This window comes from Variovorax jilinensis (assembly GCF_030316885.1).
GTDB lineage: Bacteria > Pseudomonadota > Gammaproteobacteria > Burkholderiales > Burkholderiaceae_C > Variovorax > Variovorax jilinensis.
Window position 1 is genome coordinate 792,302 of record NZ_JASZYQ010000002.1, and the last position, 18,395, is coordinate 810,696.

General features: G+C 65.7%; 19 protein-coding genes and 1 tRNA gene. 19 read left to right on the forward strand and 1 reads right to left on the reverse strand.

Translation table 11 applies throughout. The features are described from left to right. The first annotated feature begins 25 nt into the window (after positions 1–25). The 19 genes from secG to QTH87_RS10955 all read left to right on the forward strand — a co-directional run bounded on the left by secG (position 26) and on the right by QTH87_RS10955 (position 16,551). Complete coding sequence (gene secG / locus QTH87_RS10865) at positions 26–466, forward strand: preprotein translocase subunit SecG (protein WP_286608918.1); 441 nt, start codon at positions 26–28, stop codon at positions 464–466. Positions 467–585: 119 nt separating this feature from the next. Then, positions 586–670: transfer RNA gene (locus tag QTH87_RS10870), tRNA-Leu, on the forward strand. Between the two features lie 58 nt (positions 671–728). Continuing rightward, positions 729–1,088 carry an NADH-quinone oxidoreductase subunit A gene (locus QTH87_RS10875; protein ID WP_286608919.1) on the forward strand — a complete coding sequence of 120 codons (360 nt, stop codon included), beginning with the start codon at positions 729–731 and terminating at the stop codon, positions 1,086–1,088. 24 nt (positions 1,089–1,112) lie between these two features. Continuing rightward, on the forward strand, positions 1,113–1,592 hold the full coding sequence (locus tag QTH87_RS10880) for a NuoB/complex I 20 kDa subunit family protein (protein WP_021008163.1): 480 nt from the start codon (positions 1,113–1,115) through the stop codon (positions 1,590–1,592). Positions 1,593–1,603: 11 nt separating this feature from the next. Further along, positions 1,604–2,215 carry an NADH-quinone oxidoreductase subunit C gene (locus QTH87_RS10885; protein ID WP_286608920.1) on the forward strand — a complete coding sequence of 204 codons (612 nt, stop codon included), beginning with the start codon at positions 1,604–1,606 and terminating at the stop codon, positions 2,213–2,215. Then, positions 2,215–3,468: an NADH-quinone oxidoreductase subunit D gene (locus tag QTH87_RS10890; RefSeq protein WP_286608921.1), complete on the forward strand. Its 1,254-nt coding sequence runs from the start codon at positions 2,215–2,217 to the stop codon at positions 3,466–3,468. The genes QTH87_RS10885 and QTH87_RS10890 overlap by 1 nt, the downstream gene beginning before the upstream one ends. 8 nt (positions 3,469–3,476) lie before the next feature. Beyond that, a complete protein-coding gene (locus QTH87_RS10895) occupies positions 3,477–4,007 on the forward strand; it encodes an NADH-quinone oxidoreductase subunit NuoE family protein (RefSeq protein ID WP_286608922.1) in 531 nt (176 codons plus the stop codon). Positions 4,008–4,009: 2 nt separating this feature from the next. Then, on the forward strand, positions 4,010–5,350 hold the full coding sequence (gene nuoF / locus QTH87_RS10900; RefSeq protein WP_444812767.1) for an NADH-quinone oxidoreductase subunit NuoF: 1,341 nt from the start codon (positions 4,010–4,012) through the stop codon (positions 5,348–5,350). Between the two features lie 20 nt (positions 5,351–5,370). Continuing rightward, positions 5,371–7,524: an NADH-quinone oxidoreductase subunit NuoG gene (gene nuoG / locus QTH87_RS10905; RefSeq protein WP_286608924.1), complete on the forward strand. Its 2,154-nt coding sequence runs from the start codon at positions 5,371–5,373 to the stop codon at positions 7,522–7,524. Continuing rightward, a complete protein-coding gene (gene nuoH / locus QTH87_RS10910; RefSeq protein WP_286608925.1) occupies positions 7,521–8,597 on the forward strand; it encodes an NADH-quinone oxidoreductase subunit NuoH in 1,077 nt (358 codons plus the stop codon). The genes nuoG and nuoH overlap by 4 nt, the downstream gene beginning before the upstream one ends. Positions 8,598–8,602: 5 nt before the next feature. Beyond that, positions 8,603–9,148, forward strand: coding sequence for an NADH-quinone oxidoreductase subunit NuoI (gene nuoI / locus QTH87_RS10915; RefSeq protein ID WP_286608926.1), 546 nt, complete (start codon positions 8,603–8,605; stop codon positions 9,146–9,148). 19 nt (positions 9,149–9,167) lie between these two features. After that, positions 9,168–9,815, forward strand: a complete 648-nt coding sequence (locus QTH87_RS10920; RefSeq protein WP_286608927.1) for an NADH-quinone oxidoreductase subunit J — start codon at positions 9,168–9,170, stop codon at positions 9,813–9,815. Beyond that, positions 9,812–10,120 carry an NADH-quinone oxidoreductase subunit NuoK gene (gene nuoK, locus QTH87_RS10925; protein WP_286371385.1) on the forward strand — a complete coding sequence of 103 codons (309 nt, stop codon included), beginning with the start codon at positions 9,812–9,814 and terminating at the stop codon, positions 10,118–10,120. The genes QTH87_RS10920 and nuoK overlap by 4 nt, the downstream gene beginning before the upstream one ends. 13 nt (positions 10,121–10,133) lie before the next feature. After that, a complete protein-coding gene (gene nuoL / locus QTH87_RS10930; RefSeq protein ID WP_286608928.1) occupies positions 10,134–12,152 on the forward strand; it encodes an NADH-quinone oxidoreductase subunit L in 2,019 nt (672 codons plus the stop codon). 24 nt (positions 12,153–12,176) lie between these two features. After that, the gene (locus QTH87_RS10935; protein WP_286608929.1) at positions 12,177–13,652 is read left to right on the forward strand and encodes an NADH-quinone oxidoreductase subunit M; all 1,476 of its coding nucleotides are present in this window, start codon (positions 12,177–12,179) and stop codon (positions 13,650–13,652) included. Positions 13,653–13,661: 9 nt separating this feature from the next. After that, a complete protein-coding gene (gene nuoN, locus QTH87_RS10940; protein ID WP_286608930.1) occupies positions 13,662–15,149 on the forward strand; it encodes an NADH-quinone oxidoreductase subunit NuoN in 1,488 nt (495 codons plus the stop codon). Positions 15,150–15,159: 10 nt separating this feature from the next. Next, positions 15,160–15,489 carry a DUF2818 family protein gene (locus QTH87_RS10945; protein WP_286608931.1) on the forward strand — a complete coding sequence of 110 codons (330 nt, stop codon included), beginning with the start codon at positions 15,160–15,162 and terminating at the stop codon, positions 15,487–15,489. Then, the gene (locus tag QTH87_RS10950; protein WP_286608932.1) at positions 15,486–16,091 is read left to right on the forward strand and encodes an NUDIX domain-containing protein; all 606 of its coding nucleotides are present in this window, start codon (positions 15,486–15,488) and stop codon (positions 16,089–16,091) included. The genes QTH87_RS10945 and QTH87_RS10950 overlap by 4 nt, the downstream gene beginning before the upstream one ends. Before the next feature lie 7 nt (positions 16,092–16,098). Then, positions 16,099–16,551 (forward strand): DUF1178 family protein, encoded by a 453-nt coding sequence (locus QTH87_RS10955; protein ID WP_286608933.1) that lies wholly within the window; start codon positions 16,099–16,101, stop codon positions 16,549–16,551. A 15-nt stretch (positions 16,552–16,566) separates the two neighbouring features. Here the strand turns inward: QTH87_RS10955 and QTH87_RS10960 are convergent, their stop codons facing one another. Continuing rightward, complete coding sequence (locus QTH87_RS10960; RefSeq protein ID WP_286608934.1) at positions 16,567–18,363, reverse strand: ABC transporter transmembrane domain-containing protein; 1,797 nt, start codon at positions 18,361–18,363, stop codon at positions 16,567–16,569. Positions 18,364–18,395: the final 32 nt, after the last annotated feature.

Genomic DNA, 18,395 nt, shown 5'->3' on the forward strand with positions numbered 1-18,395 from the left:
AGACAAAATTTTGGAGTTAGAACGAATGAACGTGGTCCTCAACATCCTCGTGGGCGTGCAGATGCTCACCGCACTCGCGATGATCGGCCTGATCCTGATCCAGCACGGCAAGGGCGCCGACATGGGCGCGGCCTTCGGCAGCGGCAGCGCGGGCAGCCTCTTCGGTGCCAGCGGCAGTGCCAACTTCCTCTCTCGCACCACCGCGGTGCTGGCGGCGGTCTTCTTCGCCTGCACGCTGCTGCTGGCCTACTTCAGCCATGCGCGTCCCACGGGCGGTGGCAGCCTGCTCGAACGCGCCGCCGTCGGTGCTCCGGCCGCCGCGCCGACGCCTGCACCTGCGGTGCCCGAATCGGCCGCGCAGATCCCGAGCGGCGGCAGCGCTCCCGCTGCACCGGCGGGCGCCGCATCCGCGCCGGCTGCACCGGCTGCACCCGCACCGGGGGCCGGCCAGATCCCGGCCAAGTAATCCAGTCATCTTCTCTGAGGGTGGCGACCGAAAACGACGTTTTTTCAGGGTAAACTACTAGCTGTTCCGGAAAGCCAAAACCCTTCGTGGTTCCTCATGCCATCCGGACGATAAAAACCGCGGTCGTGGTGAAATTGGTAGACACGCTATCTTGAGGGGGTAGTGGCGAAAGCTGTGCGAGTTCGAGTCTCGCCGACCGCACCAAATCTCACCGGCAGGGAATTTCTTTCCTGCCGGTGTCAAGCGGTGATAGAACCCCCTGATGAACCTCGATAGCTATCTCCCCGTCCTGTTGTTCATCCTGGTCGGTGTCGGTGTCGGCATCGCCCCCATGGTTCTGGGTTACATCCTCGGCCCCAACCGGCCCGACGCGGCAAAAAACTCCCCTTACGAATGCGGCTTCGAAGCCTTCGAAGACGCGCGCATGAAGTTCGACGTCCGGTACTACCTGGTCGCGATTCTCTTCATCCTGTTCGACCTCGAGATCGCTTTTCTCTTTCCCTGGGCCATCGCGCTCAAGGAGATCGGTGCCGTCGGCTTCTGGGCCATGATGATTTTCCTGGGCATCCTCGTCGTGGGCTTTGCCTACGAGTGGAAAAAGGGCGCACTCGATTGGGAATGACAGGGAATCCAAGGAATCCGAAAAATGGCCATTGAAGGCGTCATGAAGGAAGGCTTCGTCACCACCACCTACGACTCGGTGGTGAACTGGGCCAAGACCGGATCACTGTGGCCCATGACCTTCGGTCTGGCCTGCTGTGCCGTGGAGATGATGCACGCGGGTGCTGCCCGCTACGACATCGACCGCTTCGGCATGCTGTTCCGCCCCAGCCCGCGCCAGTCCGATCTGATGATCGTGGCCGGCACGCTGTGCAACAAGATGGCGCCGGCGCTGCGCAAGGTCTACGACCAGATGCCCGAGCCGCGCTGGGTGCTCTCGATGGGTTCGTGCGCCAATGGCGGTGGCTACTACCACTACAGCTATTCGGTGGTGCGCGGCTGCGACCGCATCGTGCCGGTCGACGTCTACGTGCCGGGCTGCCCGCCGACCGCCGAGGCGCTCCTCTACGGGATCATCCAGCTGCAGCAGAAGATCCGCCGCACCAACACCATCGCGCGCGCCTGAAGGCGAGAGACATGACCGACTTCGCCATTTCTCCCGAGGCACTTCAGACCCAGATCACCGAAACCCTTGGCGCCAAGGCAAAGAGCGTGACGCTCGCGCTCGGCGAGGTGACGGTGATCGTGGCTGCGCCCGACTACCTGGAAGTCGCGACCATGCTGCGCGACGCTCCGGGCTGCCGCTTCGAGCAGCTCATCGACCTCTGCGGCATGGACTACGTCGACTACCGCGAAGGCGAGTGGCAGGGCGAGCGTTTCTGCGTCGTCACCCACCTGCTGTCGGTGAGCCTCAACCAGCGCGTGCGCCTCAAGGTCTTCGTGCCCAACGAAGACCTGCCGGTCATCGATTCGCTGACCGGCATCTGGAATGCCGCCGGCTGGTTCGAGCGCGAGGCCTTCGACCTCTACGGCATCGTGTTCGAAGGCCACGACGACCTGCGTCGCCTCCTGACCGACTATGGCTTCATCGGCCATCCGTTCCGCAAGGACTTCCCGGTGTCGGGCCATGTCGAGATGCGCTACGACGCCGAACAGAAGCGCGTGATCTACCAGCCGGTATCGATCGAGCCGCGAGAGATCACGCCGCGCGTGATACGTGAAGACAACTACGGTGGCGGACTGCACTGATGGCCGAAATCAAGAACTACACGCTGAACTTCGGTCCCCAGCATCCCGCGGCCCACGGCGTGTTGCGCCTGGTGCTCGAGCTCGACGGCGAAGTCATCCAGCGCGCCGATCCGCACATCGGCCTGCTGCATCGCGCCACCGAGAAGCTCGCCGAATCGCGCACCTTCATCCAGTCGCTGCCCTACATGGACCGTCTCGACTACGTGTCGATGATGAGCAACGAGCACGCCTACTGCCTGGCGATCGAGCGCCTCATGGGCCTCGACGTGCCCGAGCGTGCGCAGTACATCCGCGTCATGTTCTCGGAGATCACGCGGCTGCTGAATCACCTGCTGTGGCTCGGCGCGCACGGCCTGGACTGCGGTGCGATGAACATGCTCATCTACTGCTTCCGCGAGCGTGAAGACCTGTTCGACATGTACGAGGCGGTGTCGGGTGCGCGCATGCATGCGGCCTACTTCCGTCCCGGCGGCGTCTATCGCGACCTGCCCGACGCAATGCCGCAGTACAAGGCCAGCAAGATCAGGAACGCGAAGGCGATCGAGCGGCTCAACGAGAACCGCCAGGGCTCGCTGCTCGACTTCGTAGACGACTTCTGCAAGCGCTTCCCGAAGATGGTCGACGAGTACGAGACCCTGCTCACCGACAACCGCATCTGGAAACAGCGCACGGTCGGCATCGGCGTGGTCACGCCGGAGCGCGCGCTCAACCTCGGCTTCACCGGCCCCATGCTGCGCGGCTCGGGCATCGAGTGGGACCTGCGCAAGAAGCAGCCCTACGACGTCTACGACCGCATGGATTTCGACATCGCGGTCGGCAAGACCGGCGACTGCTACGACCGCTACCTCGTGCGTGTCGAAGAGATGCGCCAGGCCAACCGGATCATCCAGCAGTGCTCCAAATGGCTGCGCGCCAACCCGGGGCCGGTGATCACTTCCAACCACAAGGTGGCGGCGCCCGCGCGCGAATCGATGAAGGCGAACATGGAGGAGCTGATCCACCATTTCAAGCTCTTCACCGAAGGCTTCCACGTGCCAGAGGGCGAAGCCTATGCCGCCGTCGAGCATCCGAAGGGCGAGTTCGGCATCTACCTCGTGAGCGACGGCGCCAACAAGCCCTATCGCCTGAAGATCCGCGCGCCGGGCTTTCCGCACCTTGCGGCGCTCGACGAGATGGCGCGCGGCCACATGATCGCCGACGCCGTGGCCGTGATCGGCACCATGGACATCGTGTTCGGCGAGATCGATCGATGAGCCAACCCATGCATTCCGATTCCTCCTCCCAGAGCACCCAGGCGCCCCTGTCGGACGCCGTGCTCGAGCGCTTCGCGCGCGAAGCCGCCAAGTACCCGCCGGCCGGCAGGCAGTCGGCCGTGATGGCCTGCCTGGCGATCGTGCAGCAGGGCGAGGGCTTCGTGAGCGAGCAGCGCGAACGCGAGATCGCGGAGTACCTCGGCATGGCGCCGATCGCGGTGCACGAGGTCACGACCTTCTACAACATGTACAACCAGCGGCCGCTGGGCGCCTACAAGCTCAACGTCTGCACCAACCTGCCGTGCCAGCTGCGCGACGGTGCCGTGGCGCTGGCCCATCTCGAGCAGAAGCTCGGCATCCGCATGGGCGAGACCACGCCGGACGGCATGTTCACGCTGCAGCAGAGCGAGTGCCTGGGTGCCTGCGCCGACTCGCCCGTGATGCTGGTGAACGACCGCACCATGTGCAGCTTCATGAGCAACGAGAAGCTCGACCAGTTGATCGACGGCTTGCGCGGCTCGACCGCGAAGGGAGCTTGATGATGTCGCCCGAGCAAGTGCTTGCGCAGTTCCAGGCCACCGGGGTCCAGACCTGCTTCCACGACCGCCACATCGAGCCGCAGATCTATGCCGGCCTCGACGGCACCAACTGGCGCCTGGCCGACTACGAGGCGCGCGGCGGCTACAAGGCGCTGCGCAAGATCCTCACCGAGGGCCTGACGCCCGACCAGGTGATCGCCGAGGTCAAGGCCTCGGGCCTGCGCGGCCGCGGCGGCGCCGGTTTCCCGACCGGCCTCAAGTGGAGCTTCATGCCGCGCCAGTTCCCGGGCCAGAAGTACCTGGTCTGCAACTCGGACGAAGGCGAGCCCGGCACCTGCAAGGACCGCGACATCCTGCAGTTCAACCCGCACATCGTGATCGAGGGCATGGCCATCGCCGCCTATGCGATGGGCATCAGCGTGGGCTACAACTACATCCACGGCGAGATCTTCCAGACCTACGACCGTTTCGAGGAGGCGCTGGAGGAAGCGCGTGCTGCCGGCTATCTCGGCGACGCGATCATGGGCAGCACCTACAACTTCCAGCTGCATGCGGCGCACGGCTTCGGCGCCTACATCTGCGGCGAGGAAACCGCGCTGCTCGAATCGCTCGAAGGCAAGAAGGGCCAGCCGCGCTTCAAGCCGCCGTTCCCGGCCAGCTTCGGCCTCTACGGCAAGCCGACCACGATCAACAACACCGAGACCTTCGCCGCGGTGCCGTGGATCATCAACAACGGCGGCGTGGCCTACCTCGAGTGCGGCAAGCCCAACAACGGCGGCACCAAGATCTACTCGGTCAGCGGCGACGTCGAGCTGCCGGGCAACTACGAGGTGCCGATGGGCACGCCCTTCGCCAAGCTGCTCGAACTCGCCGGCGGCGTGCGCAAGGGCCGCCAGCTCAAGGCCGTGATTCCGGGCGGATCGTCGTCGCCGGTGCTGCCGGCCGACATCATGATGCAGTGCACGATGGACTACGACTCCATCGCCAAGGCCGGCTCGATGCTGGGCTCGGGCGCAGTCATCGTGATGGACGATTCGCGCTCGATGGTCGAGTCGCTCAAGCGCCTCTCGTACTTCTACATGCACGAATCCTGCGGCCAGTGCACGCCGTGCCGCGAAGGCACGGGCTGGCTCTGGCGCGTGGTCGACCGCATCGACACCGGTCGTGGCAAGGCCTCCGACATGGACCTGCTCAACTCGGTCGCCGACAACATCCAGGGCCGCACCATCTGCGCACTGGGCGACGCCGCCGCGATGCCGGTGCGCGCCATGATCAAGCATTTCCGCCACGAGTTCGAGGCGCTGATTCCGGGACACGTCCCGCAGACGGCGGCCAAGGCCTGAGGGACGCGAGAAAAGAACATATGGTTGAAATCGAACTCGACGGCAAGAAGGTCGACATCGTCGAAGGCAGCATGATCATGCATGCGGCCGACAAGGCGGGCACCTACATCCCGCACTTCTGCTATCACAAGAAGCTCAGCATCGCGGCCAACTGCCGCATGTGCCTGGTCGACGTCGAGAAGGCGCCCAAGCCGATGCCGGCCTGCGCCACGCCGGTCACCCAGGGCATGATCGTCCGCACCAAGAGCGACAAGGCGATCAAGGCCCAGCAGTCGGTGATGGAGTTCCTGCTGATCAACCATCCGCTCGACTGCCCGATCTGCGACCAGGGCGGCGAATGCCAGCTGCAGGATCTGGCGGTGGGCTATGGCGGCTCATCCTCGCGCTACGAGGAAGAAAAGCGCGTCGTCTTCCACAAGGACGTCGGTCCGCTCATCAGCATGGAAGAGATGAGCCGCTGCATCCATTGCACGCGCTGCGTGCGCTTCGGCCAGGAAGTGGCCGGCGTGATGGAACTCGGGATGACGCAACGTGGCGAGCATTCCGAGATCGAGACCTTCCTCGGCGACTCGGTCGACTCCGAGCTGTCGGGCAACATGATCGACATCTGCCCGGTCGGCGCGCTCACGAGCAAGCCCTTCCGCTACAGCGCCCGCACCTGGGAACTGTCGCGCCGCAAGTCGGTCAGCCCGCACGACTCCACCGGCGCCAACCTGATTGTCCAGGTCAAGAACAACCGCGTGATGCGCGTGGTTCCGCTCGAGAACGAAGACGTCAACGAATGCTGGATCGCCGACCGCGATCGCTTCTCCTACGAAGCGCTCAACGGCCCGGAACGGCTCACCCAGCCGATGCTCAAGCAGGGCGGCCAGTGGCAGCAGGTCGACTGGCAGACTGCGCTCGAGTACGTGGCCAACGGCCTGAAGCAGATCAAGGCCGACCACGGCGCGCAGAGCATCGGCACGCTCGTGAGCCCGCACAGCACGCTCGAGGAGCTGCAACTCGCCAAGCTGCTCACGCACGGCCTGGGCAGCGACAACATCGACTACCGCCTGCGCCACGCCGAGTTCGGCGCCGCCGAAGGCGTGCGCTGGCTGGGCACCAGCATCGCCTCGCTGTCGCAGTTGCAGCGCGTGCTGGTGATCGGCTCGAACCTGCGCAAGGACCATCCGCTGTTCGCGCAACGCATTCGCCAGTCGGTGCGCAAGGGTGGGGCGCTGAGCGTCATCACCGCGCCCGAACTGCTGACCGACGCCGATGCCTGGGCGATCCCGATCGCCAATGCCTCGCGGGTGGCAGCCGACCAATGGCTGGACACCCTGGCCGAGCTGGCTTCGGCCATTGCCGAAAGCACCGGCGCCGCCGCGCCCGTGGCGCGCAACGGCGCACCCGGCGACGCCGCCAAGACGCTGGCCGCCTCGCTGCTCGGCGGCGAGCGCAAGGCAATCCTGCTCGGCAATGCCGCAGCCCACCACGCCCAGGCAGGCAGCCTGCTCGCGCTGGCCAACTGGATCGGCGCCCAGACCGGCGCCAGCGTCGGCTACCTGACCGAAGCCGCCAACACGGTCGGCGCGCAGCTGGTCGGCGCCGTGCCCCGCAACGGCGGCCTCGATGCCGGCCGCATGCTCGCGGGCGGCCTCAAGGGCGCGCTGCTGCTCAACTGCGAACCGGTGTTCGACTCGGCCGCCGGTGCCGCCGCGATCGAAGGCCTCACGCATGCGCAGATGGTCGTCACGCTGAGCCCCTTCAAGGCCAACCTCGAATTCAGCGACGTGCTGCTGCCGATCGCCCCCTTCACCGAGACCCCTGGCAGCTTCGTCAACGCCGAAGGCCGTGTGCAGGGCTTCCACGCGGTCGTGAAGCCGCAGGGTGAAGCGCGCCCGGCCTGGAAGGTGCTGCGCGTGCTGGCCAACCTGCTGGGCCTGCCGGGCTTCGCCTTCGAATCGACCGCGGACGTGCTGGCCGATCTCGACACCCCGGCCCAGGTCGCCGCCGACCGGCTCTCGAACGCCACCGGCGCGCGCATCGATGCCGCTGCCCCGGGTGCCGCCGCGCCTGTCGTCGCCAGCATCTACCAGCTCGATTCGATCGTGCGCCGCGCGCCCTCGCTGCAGCTCACGGCCGATGCGCGCCGCGCCGCGGCACTGTCCGAAGGCCAGGAGGTGCTCGCATGATCGACACCGTGCACGGCTTCGGCCAGGGCCTGATCGCCTCGGGCTGGTGGAGCGGCTTCCTTTGGCCCGTGATCTGGACGCTGGTCAAGATCATCGTCGTCGTGATCCCGCTCATGCTCGCGGTCGCCTACCTCACGCTGTGGGAACGCAAGGCCATCGGCTTCACGCAGATCCGCATCGGTCCCAACCGCATCGGCCCGCTGGGCCTGCTGCAGCCGATCGCCGACGCGCTCAAGCTGATGACCAAGGAGATCATCCTGCCGACGGTGGCCAACAAGGGCCTGTTCCTGCTCGGCCCGATCATGACCATCATGCCGGCGCTGGCGGCCTGGGCGGTCATCCCCTTCGGTCCCGACGTCGCGCTCGCCAACATCAATGCGGGCCTGCTGTTCGTGATGGCGATCACCTCGCTCGAGGTCTACGGCGTGATCATCGCCGGCTGGGCGTCGAACTCGAAGTACGCCTTCCTGGGTGCGCTGCGCGCCTCGGCACAGATGGTCAGCTACGAAATCGCCATGGGCTTCTGCTTCGTGGTCGTGCTGATGGTGTCGGCCAGCCTGAACATGACCGACATCGTGATGGGGCAGGGCAAGGGCCACTTCGCCTCGATGGGCGTCGGATTCCTGTCGTGGAACTGGCTGTCGCTGCTGCCGATCTTCGTCGTCTACTTCATCTCGGGTCTGGCCGAGACCAACCGCCACCCCTTCGACGTCGTCGAAGGCGAATCGGAAATCGTCGCCGGTCACATGATCGAGTACTCGGGCATGAGCTTCGCGATGTTCTTCCTGGCCGAGTACGCCAACATGTGGCTGGTCTCGATCCTCTGCGTGGTGCTGTTCCTCGGCGGATGGCTTCCTCCGTTCGAGTTCCTGGCCTTCATTCCGGGCTGGATCTGGCTCGGCATCAAGACCTTCTGCGTGGTCACGATGTTCCTCTGGGTCCGCTCGACCTTCCCGCGCTTCCGCTATGACCAGATCATGCGACTGGGCTGGAAGATCTTCATTCCGGTCACGCTCGTGTGGCTGGTGGTGGTCGGCGCCTGGATGCAGACCCCCTTCAACATCTGGAAGTAATCGCCATGCCTGCGTCTACTGCCAGCGCGACCGCGCGCTCCAACACCTCCGCGGCGTCCCAGCCGTTCTCGCTCAAGGACTTCTTGGGCAGCTTCATGCTGCTGGAACTGTTCAAGGGTCTGGCCGTCACGGGCAAATACGCCTTCAGCCGCAAGATCACGATCCAGTTCCCCGAAGAGAAGACGCCGCTGTCGCCGCGTTTTCGCGGACTGCACGCGCTGCGCCGCTACGAGAACGGCGAAGAGCGTTGCATCGCCTGCAAGCTCTGCGAGGCCGTGTGCCCGGCGCTCGCGATCACGATCGAATCCGACGTGCGCGACGACGGCTCGCGCCGCACCACGCGCTACGACATCGACCTGACCAAGTGCATCTTCTGCGGCTTCTGCGAGGAAAGCTGCCCGGTCGATTCCATCGTCGAGACCCACATCTTCGAATACCACGGCGAGAAGCGCGGCGACCTGTACTTCACCAAGGACATGCTGCTGGCCGTGGGCGACCGCTACGAAAAAGAAATCGCGGCCAACAAGGCGGCCGACGCCAAGTACCGCTGAGAAAAAAAGAACTCGATCCATGGACGCCACGACCGGCCTTTTCTATCTGTTTGCCGCGGTGCTGCTGTTTGCAGCCTTCCGCGTCATCACCTCGAGCAACCCCGTGTATGCGGCGCTCTATCTGGTGCTGGCGTTCTTCCAGGCTTCGGCCATCTGGCTGCTGCTGCGCGCCGAATTCCTCGCGATCGTGCTCGTGCTCGTCTACGTCGGCGCGGTGATGGTGCTGTTCCTTTTCGTCGTGATGATGCTGGACATCAACGTCGAGCGCCTGCGAGAGGGCTTCTGGAAGCACTTCCCGCTGGCGGCAGGCGCCGGCGCATTGATCGCCCTCGAGATGGCCGCGGTGCTGATGGGCGGCTTCCGCCTGACGGTGCCCAAGGCGCCGATGGCGACCGGTCCCGACACCTCGAACACGCTCGAGCTCGGCAAGCTGCTGTATTCCGAGTACCTCTATCCGGTCGAGATCGCGGCCGTGATCCTGCTGGTGGCGATCATCGCGGCCATCGCGCTGACCCTGCGCACCCGCAAGGACAGCAAGCACATGAACCCGGCCGATCAGGTGCGCGTGAAGGCGCGCGACCGCGTGCGCATCGTCCAGATGCCGGTCACGCGCCAGGCCGAACCGGTGGCGGAACAGGCCGCCCCCGCGGCGGAGACCAAGGCATGACGCTCACGCTCGGACACTTCCTCTCGCTCGGCGCGATGCTGTTCGCGCTGTCGGTGATCGGCATCTTCCTGAACCGCAAGAACCTCATCGTGCTGCTGATGTGCGTGGAGCTGATGCTGCTCGCGGTCAACATGAATTTCGTCGCCTTCTCGTACTTCCTCGGCGACATGCACGGCCAGATCTTCGTCTTCTTCATCCTGACGGTGGCGGCGGCAGAGTCGGCCATCGGGCTTGCGCTGCTGGTGCTGCTGTTCCGCAACAAGTCGAACATCAACGTCGACGAACTGAATGCGCTGAAGGGCTGAAGAAGGTTTACTCATGAGCGCAACACTTTCCGCATCCACATTGCTGGCCGTGCCGCTGGCGCCGCTGGTCTGCTCCATCGTCGCCGGCCTGTTCGGCACCAAGTTCGGTGGCAACCACATCGGTCGCCGCATCACGCATTCGCTGACCATCCTCGGCGTGCTGATCGCCTTCATCCTGTCGGCCATGACGCTCAAGAGCGTGGTGAGCGACGGCGCGCACTTCAACGCCACGATCTACGAGTGGATGAACATCGGCGGCCTCAAGATGGAGGTCGGCTTCCTGGTCGACGGCCTGACCGCGATGATGATGTGCGTCGTCACCTTCGTCTCGCTGATGGTTCACATCTACACCATCGGCTACATGAAGGAAGACGAGGGCTACAACCGCTTCTTCGCCTACATCTCGCTGTTCACCTTCGCCATGCTGATGCTCGTGATGAGCAACAACATGCTCCAGCTGTTCTTCGGCTGGGAGGCGGTGGGCCTGGTGTCGTATCTGCTGATCGGCTTCTGGTACAACCGGCCGACTGCCATTTTCGCCAACATGAAGGCCTTCCTGGTGAACCGGGTCGGCGACTTCGGCTTCATCCTCGGCATCGGCCTGCTCGCGGCGTACGCGGGCACGCTGAACTACGGCGAGACCTTTGCCAAGGCCGACGAGCTCGCCAAGCTGAGCTTCCCGGGCACCGACTGGATGCTGATCACGGTGGCCTGCATCTGCCTGTTCATCGGCGCGATGGGCAAGAGCGCGCAGTTCCCGCTGCACGTCTGGCTGCCCGACTCGATGGAAGGCCCGACCCCGATCTCGGCGCTGATCCACGCCGCGACCATGGTCACGGCCGGCATCTTCATGGTGGCGCGCATGTCGCCGCTGTTCGAACTGAGCGACACGGCGCTGAGCTTCATCCTCGTGATCGGCGGCATCACGGCGCTGTTCATGGGCTTCCTGGGCATCATCCAGAACGACATCAAGCGCGTCGTGGCCTATTCGACGCTGTCCCAGCTCGGCTACATGACAGTGGCGCTCGGTGCCTCGGCCTATTCGGCCGCGGTGTTCCACCTGATGACCCACGCCTTCTTCAAGGCGCTGCTGTTCCTCGGTGCGGGCTCCGTGATCATCGGCATGCACCACAACCAGGACATCCGCTGGATGGGCAACGTGCGCAAGTACATGCCGATCACCTGGATCACCTCGCTGATCGGTTCGCTGGCGCTGATCGGCACGCCGTTCTTCTCGGGCTTCTACTCGAAGGACACAATCATCGAGGCGGTGCACGAGAGCCACCTGTGGGGCGCCAGCTTCGCCTACTTCGCGGTTCTGGCGGGCGTGTTCGTCACCTCCTTCTACTCGTTCCGCATGTACTTCCTGGTCTTCCACGGCAAGGAGCGCTTCGACCAGAATCCGGACGCGCACCACGACGACCATGGCCACGGCCATGACGACCACCACGAGCCGCACGAGTCGCCGTGGGTGGTCTGGCTGCCGCTGGTGCTGCTGGCCATTCCGTCGGTCGTGATCGGCTACATGACGATCCAGCCGATGCTCTACGGCGACTTTTTCAAGGGCGCGATCCTGATCAACGCCGTCGAGCATCCCGCGATGAAGGAACTGGCCGAGGCCTTCCACGGTCCGTTCGCCATGGCATTGCACGGCTTCACGGCGGCGCCTTTCTGGCTCGCACTGGCCGGCGTGGTGGCAGCCTGGTACATGTACCTGATCAACCCGGCAGTGCCCGCCGCGATCAAGCGTGCCTGCGGCCCGATCTACCGCCTGCTCGAGAACAAGTACTACATGGACTGGTTCAACGAGAACGTGCTGGCACGCGGCACCCGCGCGCTCGGCAACGGTCTCTGGAAGGTCGGCGACCAGGGGATCATCGACGGCGGCATCGTCAACGGCTCCTGGAAGCTGGTCGGACGCATCGCCGGTGCGGTGCGCTGGCTGCAGACCGGTTTCATCTATCACTACGCGTTCTCGATGCTGATCGGCGTCTTCGTTCTGATGTCGTACTTCGTCTGGTTCAAGCGCTGAGCGGCTCTCTGGAGAAAAATAAAAATGGGTTTGTTGAGCCTTGCCATCTGGATGCCGATCGTCTGCGGCGTCGTGCTGCTGGCCTTCGGTCGTGAAGACCATGCCAGGGGCGTTCGCTGGTTCGCGCTGGTCGCATCCGTCGCGAGCTTCCTGGTCACCCTGCCGCTCTGGTCGCGTTTCCAGAACGGCACCGCGGCGATGCAGTTCGTCGAGAAGGAGCGCTGGATCGAGCGCTTCAACATCCACTACCACGTGGGCCTCGACGGGATCTCGTTCTGGCTGGTGCTGCTGACCGCCTTCATCACCGTGATCGTCGTGATCTCGGCCTGGCAGGTGATCACCGAGCGCGTGAACCAGTACATGGGCGCGTTCCTGATCCTCTCGGGCCTGATGATCGGCACCTTCTCGGCGCTCGACGGCCTGCTGTTCTACGTCTTCTTCGAAGCCACGCTGATCCCGATGTATCTCATCATCGGCATCTGGGGCGGCCCGAACAAGATCTACGCGGCCTTCAAGTTCTTCCTCTACACGCTGCTCGGCTCGCTGCTGATGCTGGTCGCGCTGATCTACCTGTACAACCAGTCGGGCGGCAGCTTCGACATCCTGACCTGGCACAAGCTGCCGCTGTCGGGCACGGCCCAGACATTCCTGTTCTTCGCCTTCTTCGCGGCCTTCGCGGTCAAGGTGCCGATGTGGCCGGTGCACACCTGGCTGCCGGACGTGCACGTCGAGGCGCCCACCGGCGGTTCGGCAGTGCTGGCCGCGATCATGCTGAAGCTCGGCGCCTACGGTTTCCTGCGCTTCTCGATGCCGATCGCGCCCGACGCCTCGCACGAATGGGCCTGGCTCATGATCGCGCTGTCGCTGATCGCGGTGATCTACGTCGGCCTGGTGGCGCTGGTCCAGCAGGACATGAAGAAGCTCGTGGCCTATTCGTCGGTCGCCCACATGGGCTTCGTGACGCTCGGCTTCTTCATCTTCAACGAACTCGGCGTCGCCGGCGGCATCGTGCAGATGATCGCCCACGGTTTCGTCTCGGGTGCCATGTTCCTGTGCATCGGCGTGCTCTACGACCGCGTGCATTCGCGCCAGATCGCCGACTACGGCGGCGTGGTGAACACCATGCCCAAGTTCGCGGCCTTCGCGCTGCTGTTCGCGATGGCCAACTGCGGTCTGCCCGCCACCGCCGGCTTCGTCGGCGAATGGATGGTGATCATCGGCGCGGTCAAGGCCAACTTCTGGCTCGGCTTCGGCGCCGCCACCGCCCTGATCTTCGGCGCGGCCTACACGCTGTGGATGTACAAGCGGGTCTACCTGGGCCCGGTGGGCAACGACCATGTGAAGGAACTCAGCGACATCAACGCGCGCGAGTTCCTCATGCTCTCGCTGCTCGCGATCGCGGTGCTCTGGATGGGGCTCTATCCGAAGCCCTTCACCGATGTGATGAATGCCTCCGTGGATGGGCTGCTGCAGCACATGTCCGTGTCAAAGCTGCCCTGAGAGAACAAGATGATCGACAAACTCAGCTGGATGACCATCTACCCCGAGGTGGTGCTGCTCATCATGGCATGCCTCATTTCGCTGGTGGACCTGGCGACGACCAGCCCGCGCCGCACCGGCACCTACATCCTGACCCTGCTCACGCTCGCGATCGTTGCGGTGCTCACGGGCTTCAACGCCGCGCTCGGCAAGACCCTCTTCGGCTTCGGCGGCATGGTCGTGAGCGACCCGATGGGCAACTGGCTCAAGTGCTTCGCCACCGTGGCGCTGATGGTCACGCTGGTCTATGGCCGGCCCTACGCGGCCGATCGCGGCATGCTGCGCGGCGGCGAGATGTTCACGCTGAGCCTGTTCGCGCTGCTCGGCATGTTCGTGATGATGTCGGGCAGCAACTTCCTGCTGATCTACCTCGGCCTGGAACTGCTGACGCTCTCGAGCTACGCGCTGGTCGCGCTGCGCCGCGACAACGCGGTGGCCAGCGAGGCCGCGATGAAGTACTTCGTGCTCGGCGCCATGGCCAGCGGCTTCCTGCTGTACGGCCTGTCGATGATGTACGGCGCCACCGGTTCGCTCGACATCAACGCGGTCTTCAAGGCCATCGCGAGCCGGCAGGTGAATCACCAGGTGCTGGTGTTTGGCCTCGTCTTCATCGTCGCCGGCCTGGCATTCAAGGTCGGTGCCGCGCCATTCCACATGTGGGTGCCGGACGTCTACCAGGGCGCGCCGACCGCGGTCACGCTGCTGATCGGCGCCGCGCCCGAGCTGGCGGCCTTCGCGATCATCATCCGCCTGCTGGTGGAGGGCCTGCTGCCGCTCGCGATCGACTGGCAGCAGATGCTCGCGGTGCTGGCCATCGCGTCGCTGGTGGTGGGCAACCTGGCGGCGATCGCGCAGACCAACCTCAAGCGCATGCTGGCCTATTCGACCATCGCGCAGATGGGCTTCATGCTGCTGGGCCTGGTGGCCGGCGTGGTCAACGGCAACACGTACAACGCCCAGTTCGCCTACAGCGCCGCGATGTTCTACATCGTGACCTACGTGCTGACCACGCTCGCGAGCTTCGGGATCATCCTGCTGCTCGCGCGTGAAGGCTTCGAGAGCGAGGAGATCACCGACCTGGCCGGCCTGAACCAGCGCAGCCCGCTCTATGCCGGCGTGATGGCAATCGCGATGTTCTCGCTGGCGGGCATCCCGCCGCTGGTGGGCTTCTACGCCAAGCTGGCCGTGCTGCAGGCGCTGATCGCCTCGGGCCAGGGTCTCTACATCGCGCTCGCCGTGTTCGCGGTCGTCATGTCGCTCATCGGCGCCTTCTATTACCTGCGCGTGGTCAAGGTCATGTACTTCGATGCGCCGGTGACGGCCAGCACGGTGTCGGCACCGGGCGACGTGCGCGCCGTGCTGACGCTCAACGGCGCGCTGATCCTGATCCTCGGCATCCTGCCGGGCGGCCTCATGACGCTGTGCGCCAACGCGATCGTGGCCACGCTGGCCACCTGAGGCGACTTCGATGTCGCAGAGCGCGTCGGTGTGGCTGGTGCTCGGGGTCGCACTGCTCGCGGCCAACCTGCCGTTCCTGAATGAGCGCCTGCTCGGCCTGGTTCCGCTCTCGACGCGCACCAAGTCACTCGCCATCCGGCTGGCCGAGCTGGTCCTGCTGTATTTCGTCGCCGGTGGCATCGGCCTGCTGTTCGAGCGCAGGGTGGGGCAGATCGCGCCACAGGGCTGGGAGTTCTACACGGTCACGGGCGCGCTCTTCGTGGTGCTCGCCTTCCCGGGCTTTACCTGGCGCTACCTCATGAAGCACCGCCACGCGCCGGTCATGGCGGAGCCTGCATGAGCCGCCCGGTGATCGAAAAGCACCTCGAGGAAGAACGCACCGCCAGCGATCTGGTGTTCGAAGGCAATTTCCTGCGCGTCCGGCGCGACACCGTGCGCCTGCCCGACGGGCACAGCGCGACGCGCGAATACGTGGTGCATCCGGGAGCCGTGGTCGTGGTGCCGCTGCTCGACGACGGCCGCGTCGTGCTCGAGCGCCAGTTCCGCTATCCGGTGGGCCTCGTGATGACCGAGTTCCCGGCAGGCAAGCTCGATGCCGGCGAAGACCCGCTGGGCTGCGGCCAGCGCGAACTGCTCGAGGAGACCGGCTACTCCGCGCGCGAATGGGCGCTCGCCGGCGCGATGCATCTCGCCGTCGGCTATTCGACCGAGATCATCCATGTGTACTTCGCGCGCGGGCTGACGCTCGGCGACCGCCGCCTCGACCACGGCGAATTCCTCGACGTCATCAGCGCCACGCCGGCACAGCTTCTCGACTGGTGCCGCGACGGCACCGCGACCGACGCCAAGACCCTGACCTGCGCGCTGTGGCTGCAGAACGTCCTGTCTGGCGCATGGACGCTCGACTGGCAGCCTGCGCAAGTGGACGGCGGCGGCACATAATCGGGCCATGAAGGTCCTCAACCTCCAATGTGCCCACGGGCACGGCTTCGAAGGCTGGTTTGCGTCGCAGGACGCATTCGAGTCGCAGCTCGCCGGTGGGCTGGTCGAATGCCCGATGTGCGGCGATACCACGATCGTCAAGCTGCTGACCGCGCCGCGCCTGAACCTCGGCAGCCCGCGGCCGCCCGAGGCCGAGGCGCAGCCAGTCCGCCTGCCGGCTGCTGCATCCAACGACACGCCCGACGCGCGGTGGATGCGCGCGGTGCGCGAGGTGATGGCCAGGACCGAGGATGTCGGCGAGCGTTTCGTCGACGAGGCCCGCAAGATGCACTACGGCGAGGCCGAGGAGCGCGGCATTCGTGGCCGTGCCACGCCCGAGCAGGCGCAGTCGCTGGCCGAGGAGGGCATCCCGGTGTTCGCGCTGCCCTTGCCCGCAGCGCTCAAGGAAACCCTGCAGTAGCCCTGCGGTGCTTCGTCAGCCGGCCTCGACCGCAGCGGTGAACTGCAGTGCGGCCAGCCTCGCGTAGACGCCGTTCTGCGCCACCAGCGCCGCGTGGGTGCCCTGTTCGACGATGCCCCCATGGTCCAGCACCACGATGCGGTCGGCCTTCTGGACCGTCGCCAGGCGGTGGGCGATGACCAGCGTGGTGCGCCCGCTCATTGCCGATTCGAGGGCCGCCTGCACCATGCGCTCGCTCTCGGCATCGAGTGCACTCGTGGCCTCGTCGAGCAGCAGCAGCGGCGGGTTCTTGAGCATGGCGCGCGCGATCGCGATGCGTTGGCGCTGGCCGCCCGACAGCCGCACGCCGCGTTCGCCGAGAAAAGTGTCGTAGCCCTCCGGCAGGGCGCGCAGGAAGCCGTCGGCGAAGGCCGCGCGGGCCGCTGCATGGACTTCTACCACGCTGGCCTCGGGCCGGCCGTAGCGGATGTTCTCGAGCGCGCTGGCGGAGAAGATCACGGCGTCCTGGGGCACCAGGCCGATGCGCGTGCGCAGCGCTTCGAGCGACAGCGACGCCAGTGGCGCGCCGTCGAGCGTGATGCTTCCTGACTGCGGGTCGTAGTAGCGCAGCAGCAGCTGGAACACGGTGCTCTTGCCGGCGCCGCTCGAGCCGACCAGGGCCACGGTCTCGCCCGAGGCCACGTCGAGGCTGAAGTCGCGCAGCGCGGGCGTGCCGGGCCGCGACGGATAGTGGAAGCCGACGCTCTCGAGTCGAAGCGTGCTGCCGGCCGCGGGCACGGGCGCTTCGGCCGGGTGGGCGGGCGAGACGATCGCGGGCTCGGCGTGCAGCAGTTCCATGAGGCGCTCGGTGGCGCCGGCGGCGCGCAGCAGGTCGCCGTAGACCTCGCCGAGCACTGCCGCAGCGCTCGCGAGGATGATCACGTAGACCACGGTCTGCCCCAGGTGGCCGGCCGTGATATCGCCGTGCAGCACCGCCTGCGTGCCCTGGTAGAGGCCCCAGAGCAGTGCGGCCGAGGTGGCGATGATGATGAAGGCGACCAGCACCGAGCGCGCGCGCGTGCGGCGCACCGCGGTACGGAAGGCGCTGTCGGTCGAGGCATCGAAGCGGGCCGCCTCGCGCGCTTCGGCCACGTGGCTCTGCACCACGGGAATCGCGTTGAGCACCTCGGCCGCGATTGCGCTCGAATCGGCCACGCGGTCCTGGCTGGCGCGCGAGAGCTTGCGCACGCGGCGTCCGAACCACATGCTCGGCAGCACGACCAGCACCAGGATCCCGAGCACCTGCACCATCACGTAGGGGTTGGTCCAGACCAGGATCGCGAGCGCTCCCACGCCCATCACGGCGTTGCGCAGCCCCATGCTGAGCGAGGAGCCGACGACGGTCTGGACCAGCGTGGTGTCGGCCGTGAGGCGCGACAGCACCTCGCCGGTCTGCGTGGTCTCGAAGAAGGCCGGGCTCTGGCGCAGGACGTGGGCGTAGACCGCATTGCGCAGGTCGGCCGTGATGCGCTCGCCGAGCCAGCTCACGGTGTAGAAGCGGGCCGCCGAGAACAGCCCGAGCGCCACGGCGACCGCGAACAGGGCGACGAAGTGCTCGCGCAGCGCCATGGTCTGCGCGCCCTTGTCGTCGGCCACGAGGCCGCTGTCGATCAGGCTGCGCAGCGCCAGCGGAAAGACCAGCGTGGTGCCGGCGGCAAGGATCAGGAACACCGCTGCCAGGACGATCTGGGTGCGGTAAGGGCGCAGGAAGGGTGCCAGGCCCGACAGGGATCTCGGCGATCCCTTGGCGGGCGAAGGGGAGGAGGAGGCCATAAGCCATCCATTCTAGTCAAGCGCTTGCCTCA

Bases quoted from the DNA above. Each gene is read 5' to 3' on its own strand.
- QTH87_RS10920 (WP_286608927.1), top strand. From the start codon at position 9,168: ATGGACGCCACGACCGGCCTTTTCTATCTGTTTGCCGCGGTGCTGCTG.
- nuoK (WP_286371385.1), top strand. From the start codon at position 9,812: ATGACGCTCACGCTCGGACACTTCCTCTCGCTCGGCGCGATGCTGTTC.
- secG (WP_286608918.1), top strand. From the start codon at position 26: ATGAACGTGGTCCTCAACATCCTCGTGGGCGTGCAGATGCTCACCGCA.
- QTH87_RS10945 (WP_286608931.1), top strand. From the start codon at position 15,160: ATGTCGCAGAGCGCGTCGGTGTGGCTGGTGCTCGGGGTCGCACTGCTC.
- QTH87_RS10960 (WP_286608934.1), bottom strand. From the start codon at position 18,363: ATGGCCTCCTCCTCCCCTTCGCCCGCCAAGGGATCGCCGAGATCCCTG.
- QTH87_RS10890 (WP_286608921.1), top strand. From the start codon at position 2,215: ATGGCCGAAATCAAGAACTACACGCTGAACTTCGGTCCCCAGCATCCC.
- QTH87_RS10935 (WP_286608929.1), top strand. From the start codon at position 12,177: ATGGGTTTGTTGAGCCTTGCCATCTGGATGCCGATCGTCTGCGGCGTC.
- nuoI (WP_286608926.1), top strand. From the start codon at position 8,603: ATGCCTGCGTCTACTGCCAGCGCGACCGCGCGCTCCAACACCTCCGCG.
- nuoF (WP_444812767.1), top strand. From the start codon at position 4,010: ATGTCGCCCGAGCAAGTGCTTGCGCAGTTCCAGGCCACCGGGGTCCAG.
- nuoL (WP_286608928.1), top strand. From the start codon at position 10,134: ATGAGCGCAACACTTTCCGCATCCACATTGCTGGCCGTGCCGCTGGCG.
- QTH87_RS10880 (WP_021008163.1), top strand. From the start codon at position 1,113: ATGGCCATTGAAGGCGTCATGAAGGAAGGCTTCGTCACCACCACCTAC.
- QTH87_RS10875 (WP_286608919.1), top strand. From the start codon at position 729: ATGAACCTCGATAGCTATCTCCCCGTCCTGTTGTTCATCCTGGTCGGT.
- QTH87_RS10895 (WP_286608922.1), top strand. From the start codon at position 3,477: ATGCATTCCGATTCCTCCTCCCAGAGCACCCAGGCGCCCCTGTCGGAC.
- nuoH (WP_286608925.1), top strand. From the start codon at position 7,521: ATGATCGACACCGTGCACGGCTTCGGCCAGGGCCTGATCGCCTCGGGC.
- QTH87_RS10950 (WP_286608932.1), top strand. From the start codon at position 15,486: ATGAGCCGCCCGGTGATCGAAAAGCACCTCGAGGAAGAACGCACCGCC.
- QTH87_RS10955 (WP_286608933.1), top strand. From the start codon at position 16,099: ATGAAGGTCCTCAACCTCCAATGTGCCCACGGGCACGGCTTCGAAGGC.
- nuoG (WP_286608924.1), top strand. From the start codon at position 5,371: ATGGTTGAAATCGAACTCGACGGCAAGAAGGTCGACATCGTCGAAGGC.
- QTH87_RS10885 (WP_286608920.1), top strand. From the start codon at position 1,604: ATGACCGACTTCGCCATTTCTCCCGAGGCACTTCAGACCCAGATCACC.
- nuoN (WP_286608930.1), top strand. From the start codon at position 13,662: ATGATCGACAAACTCAGCTGGATGACCATCTACCCCGAGGTGGTGCTG.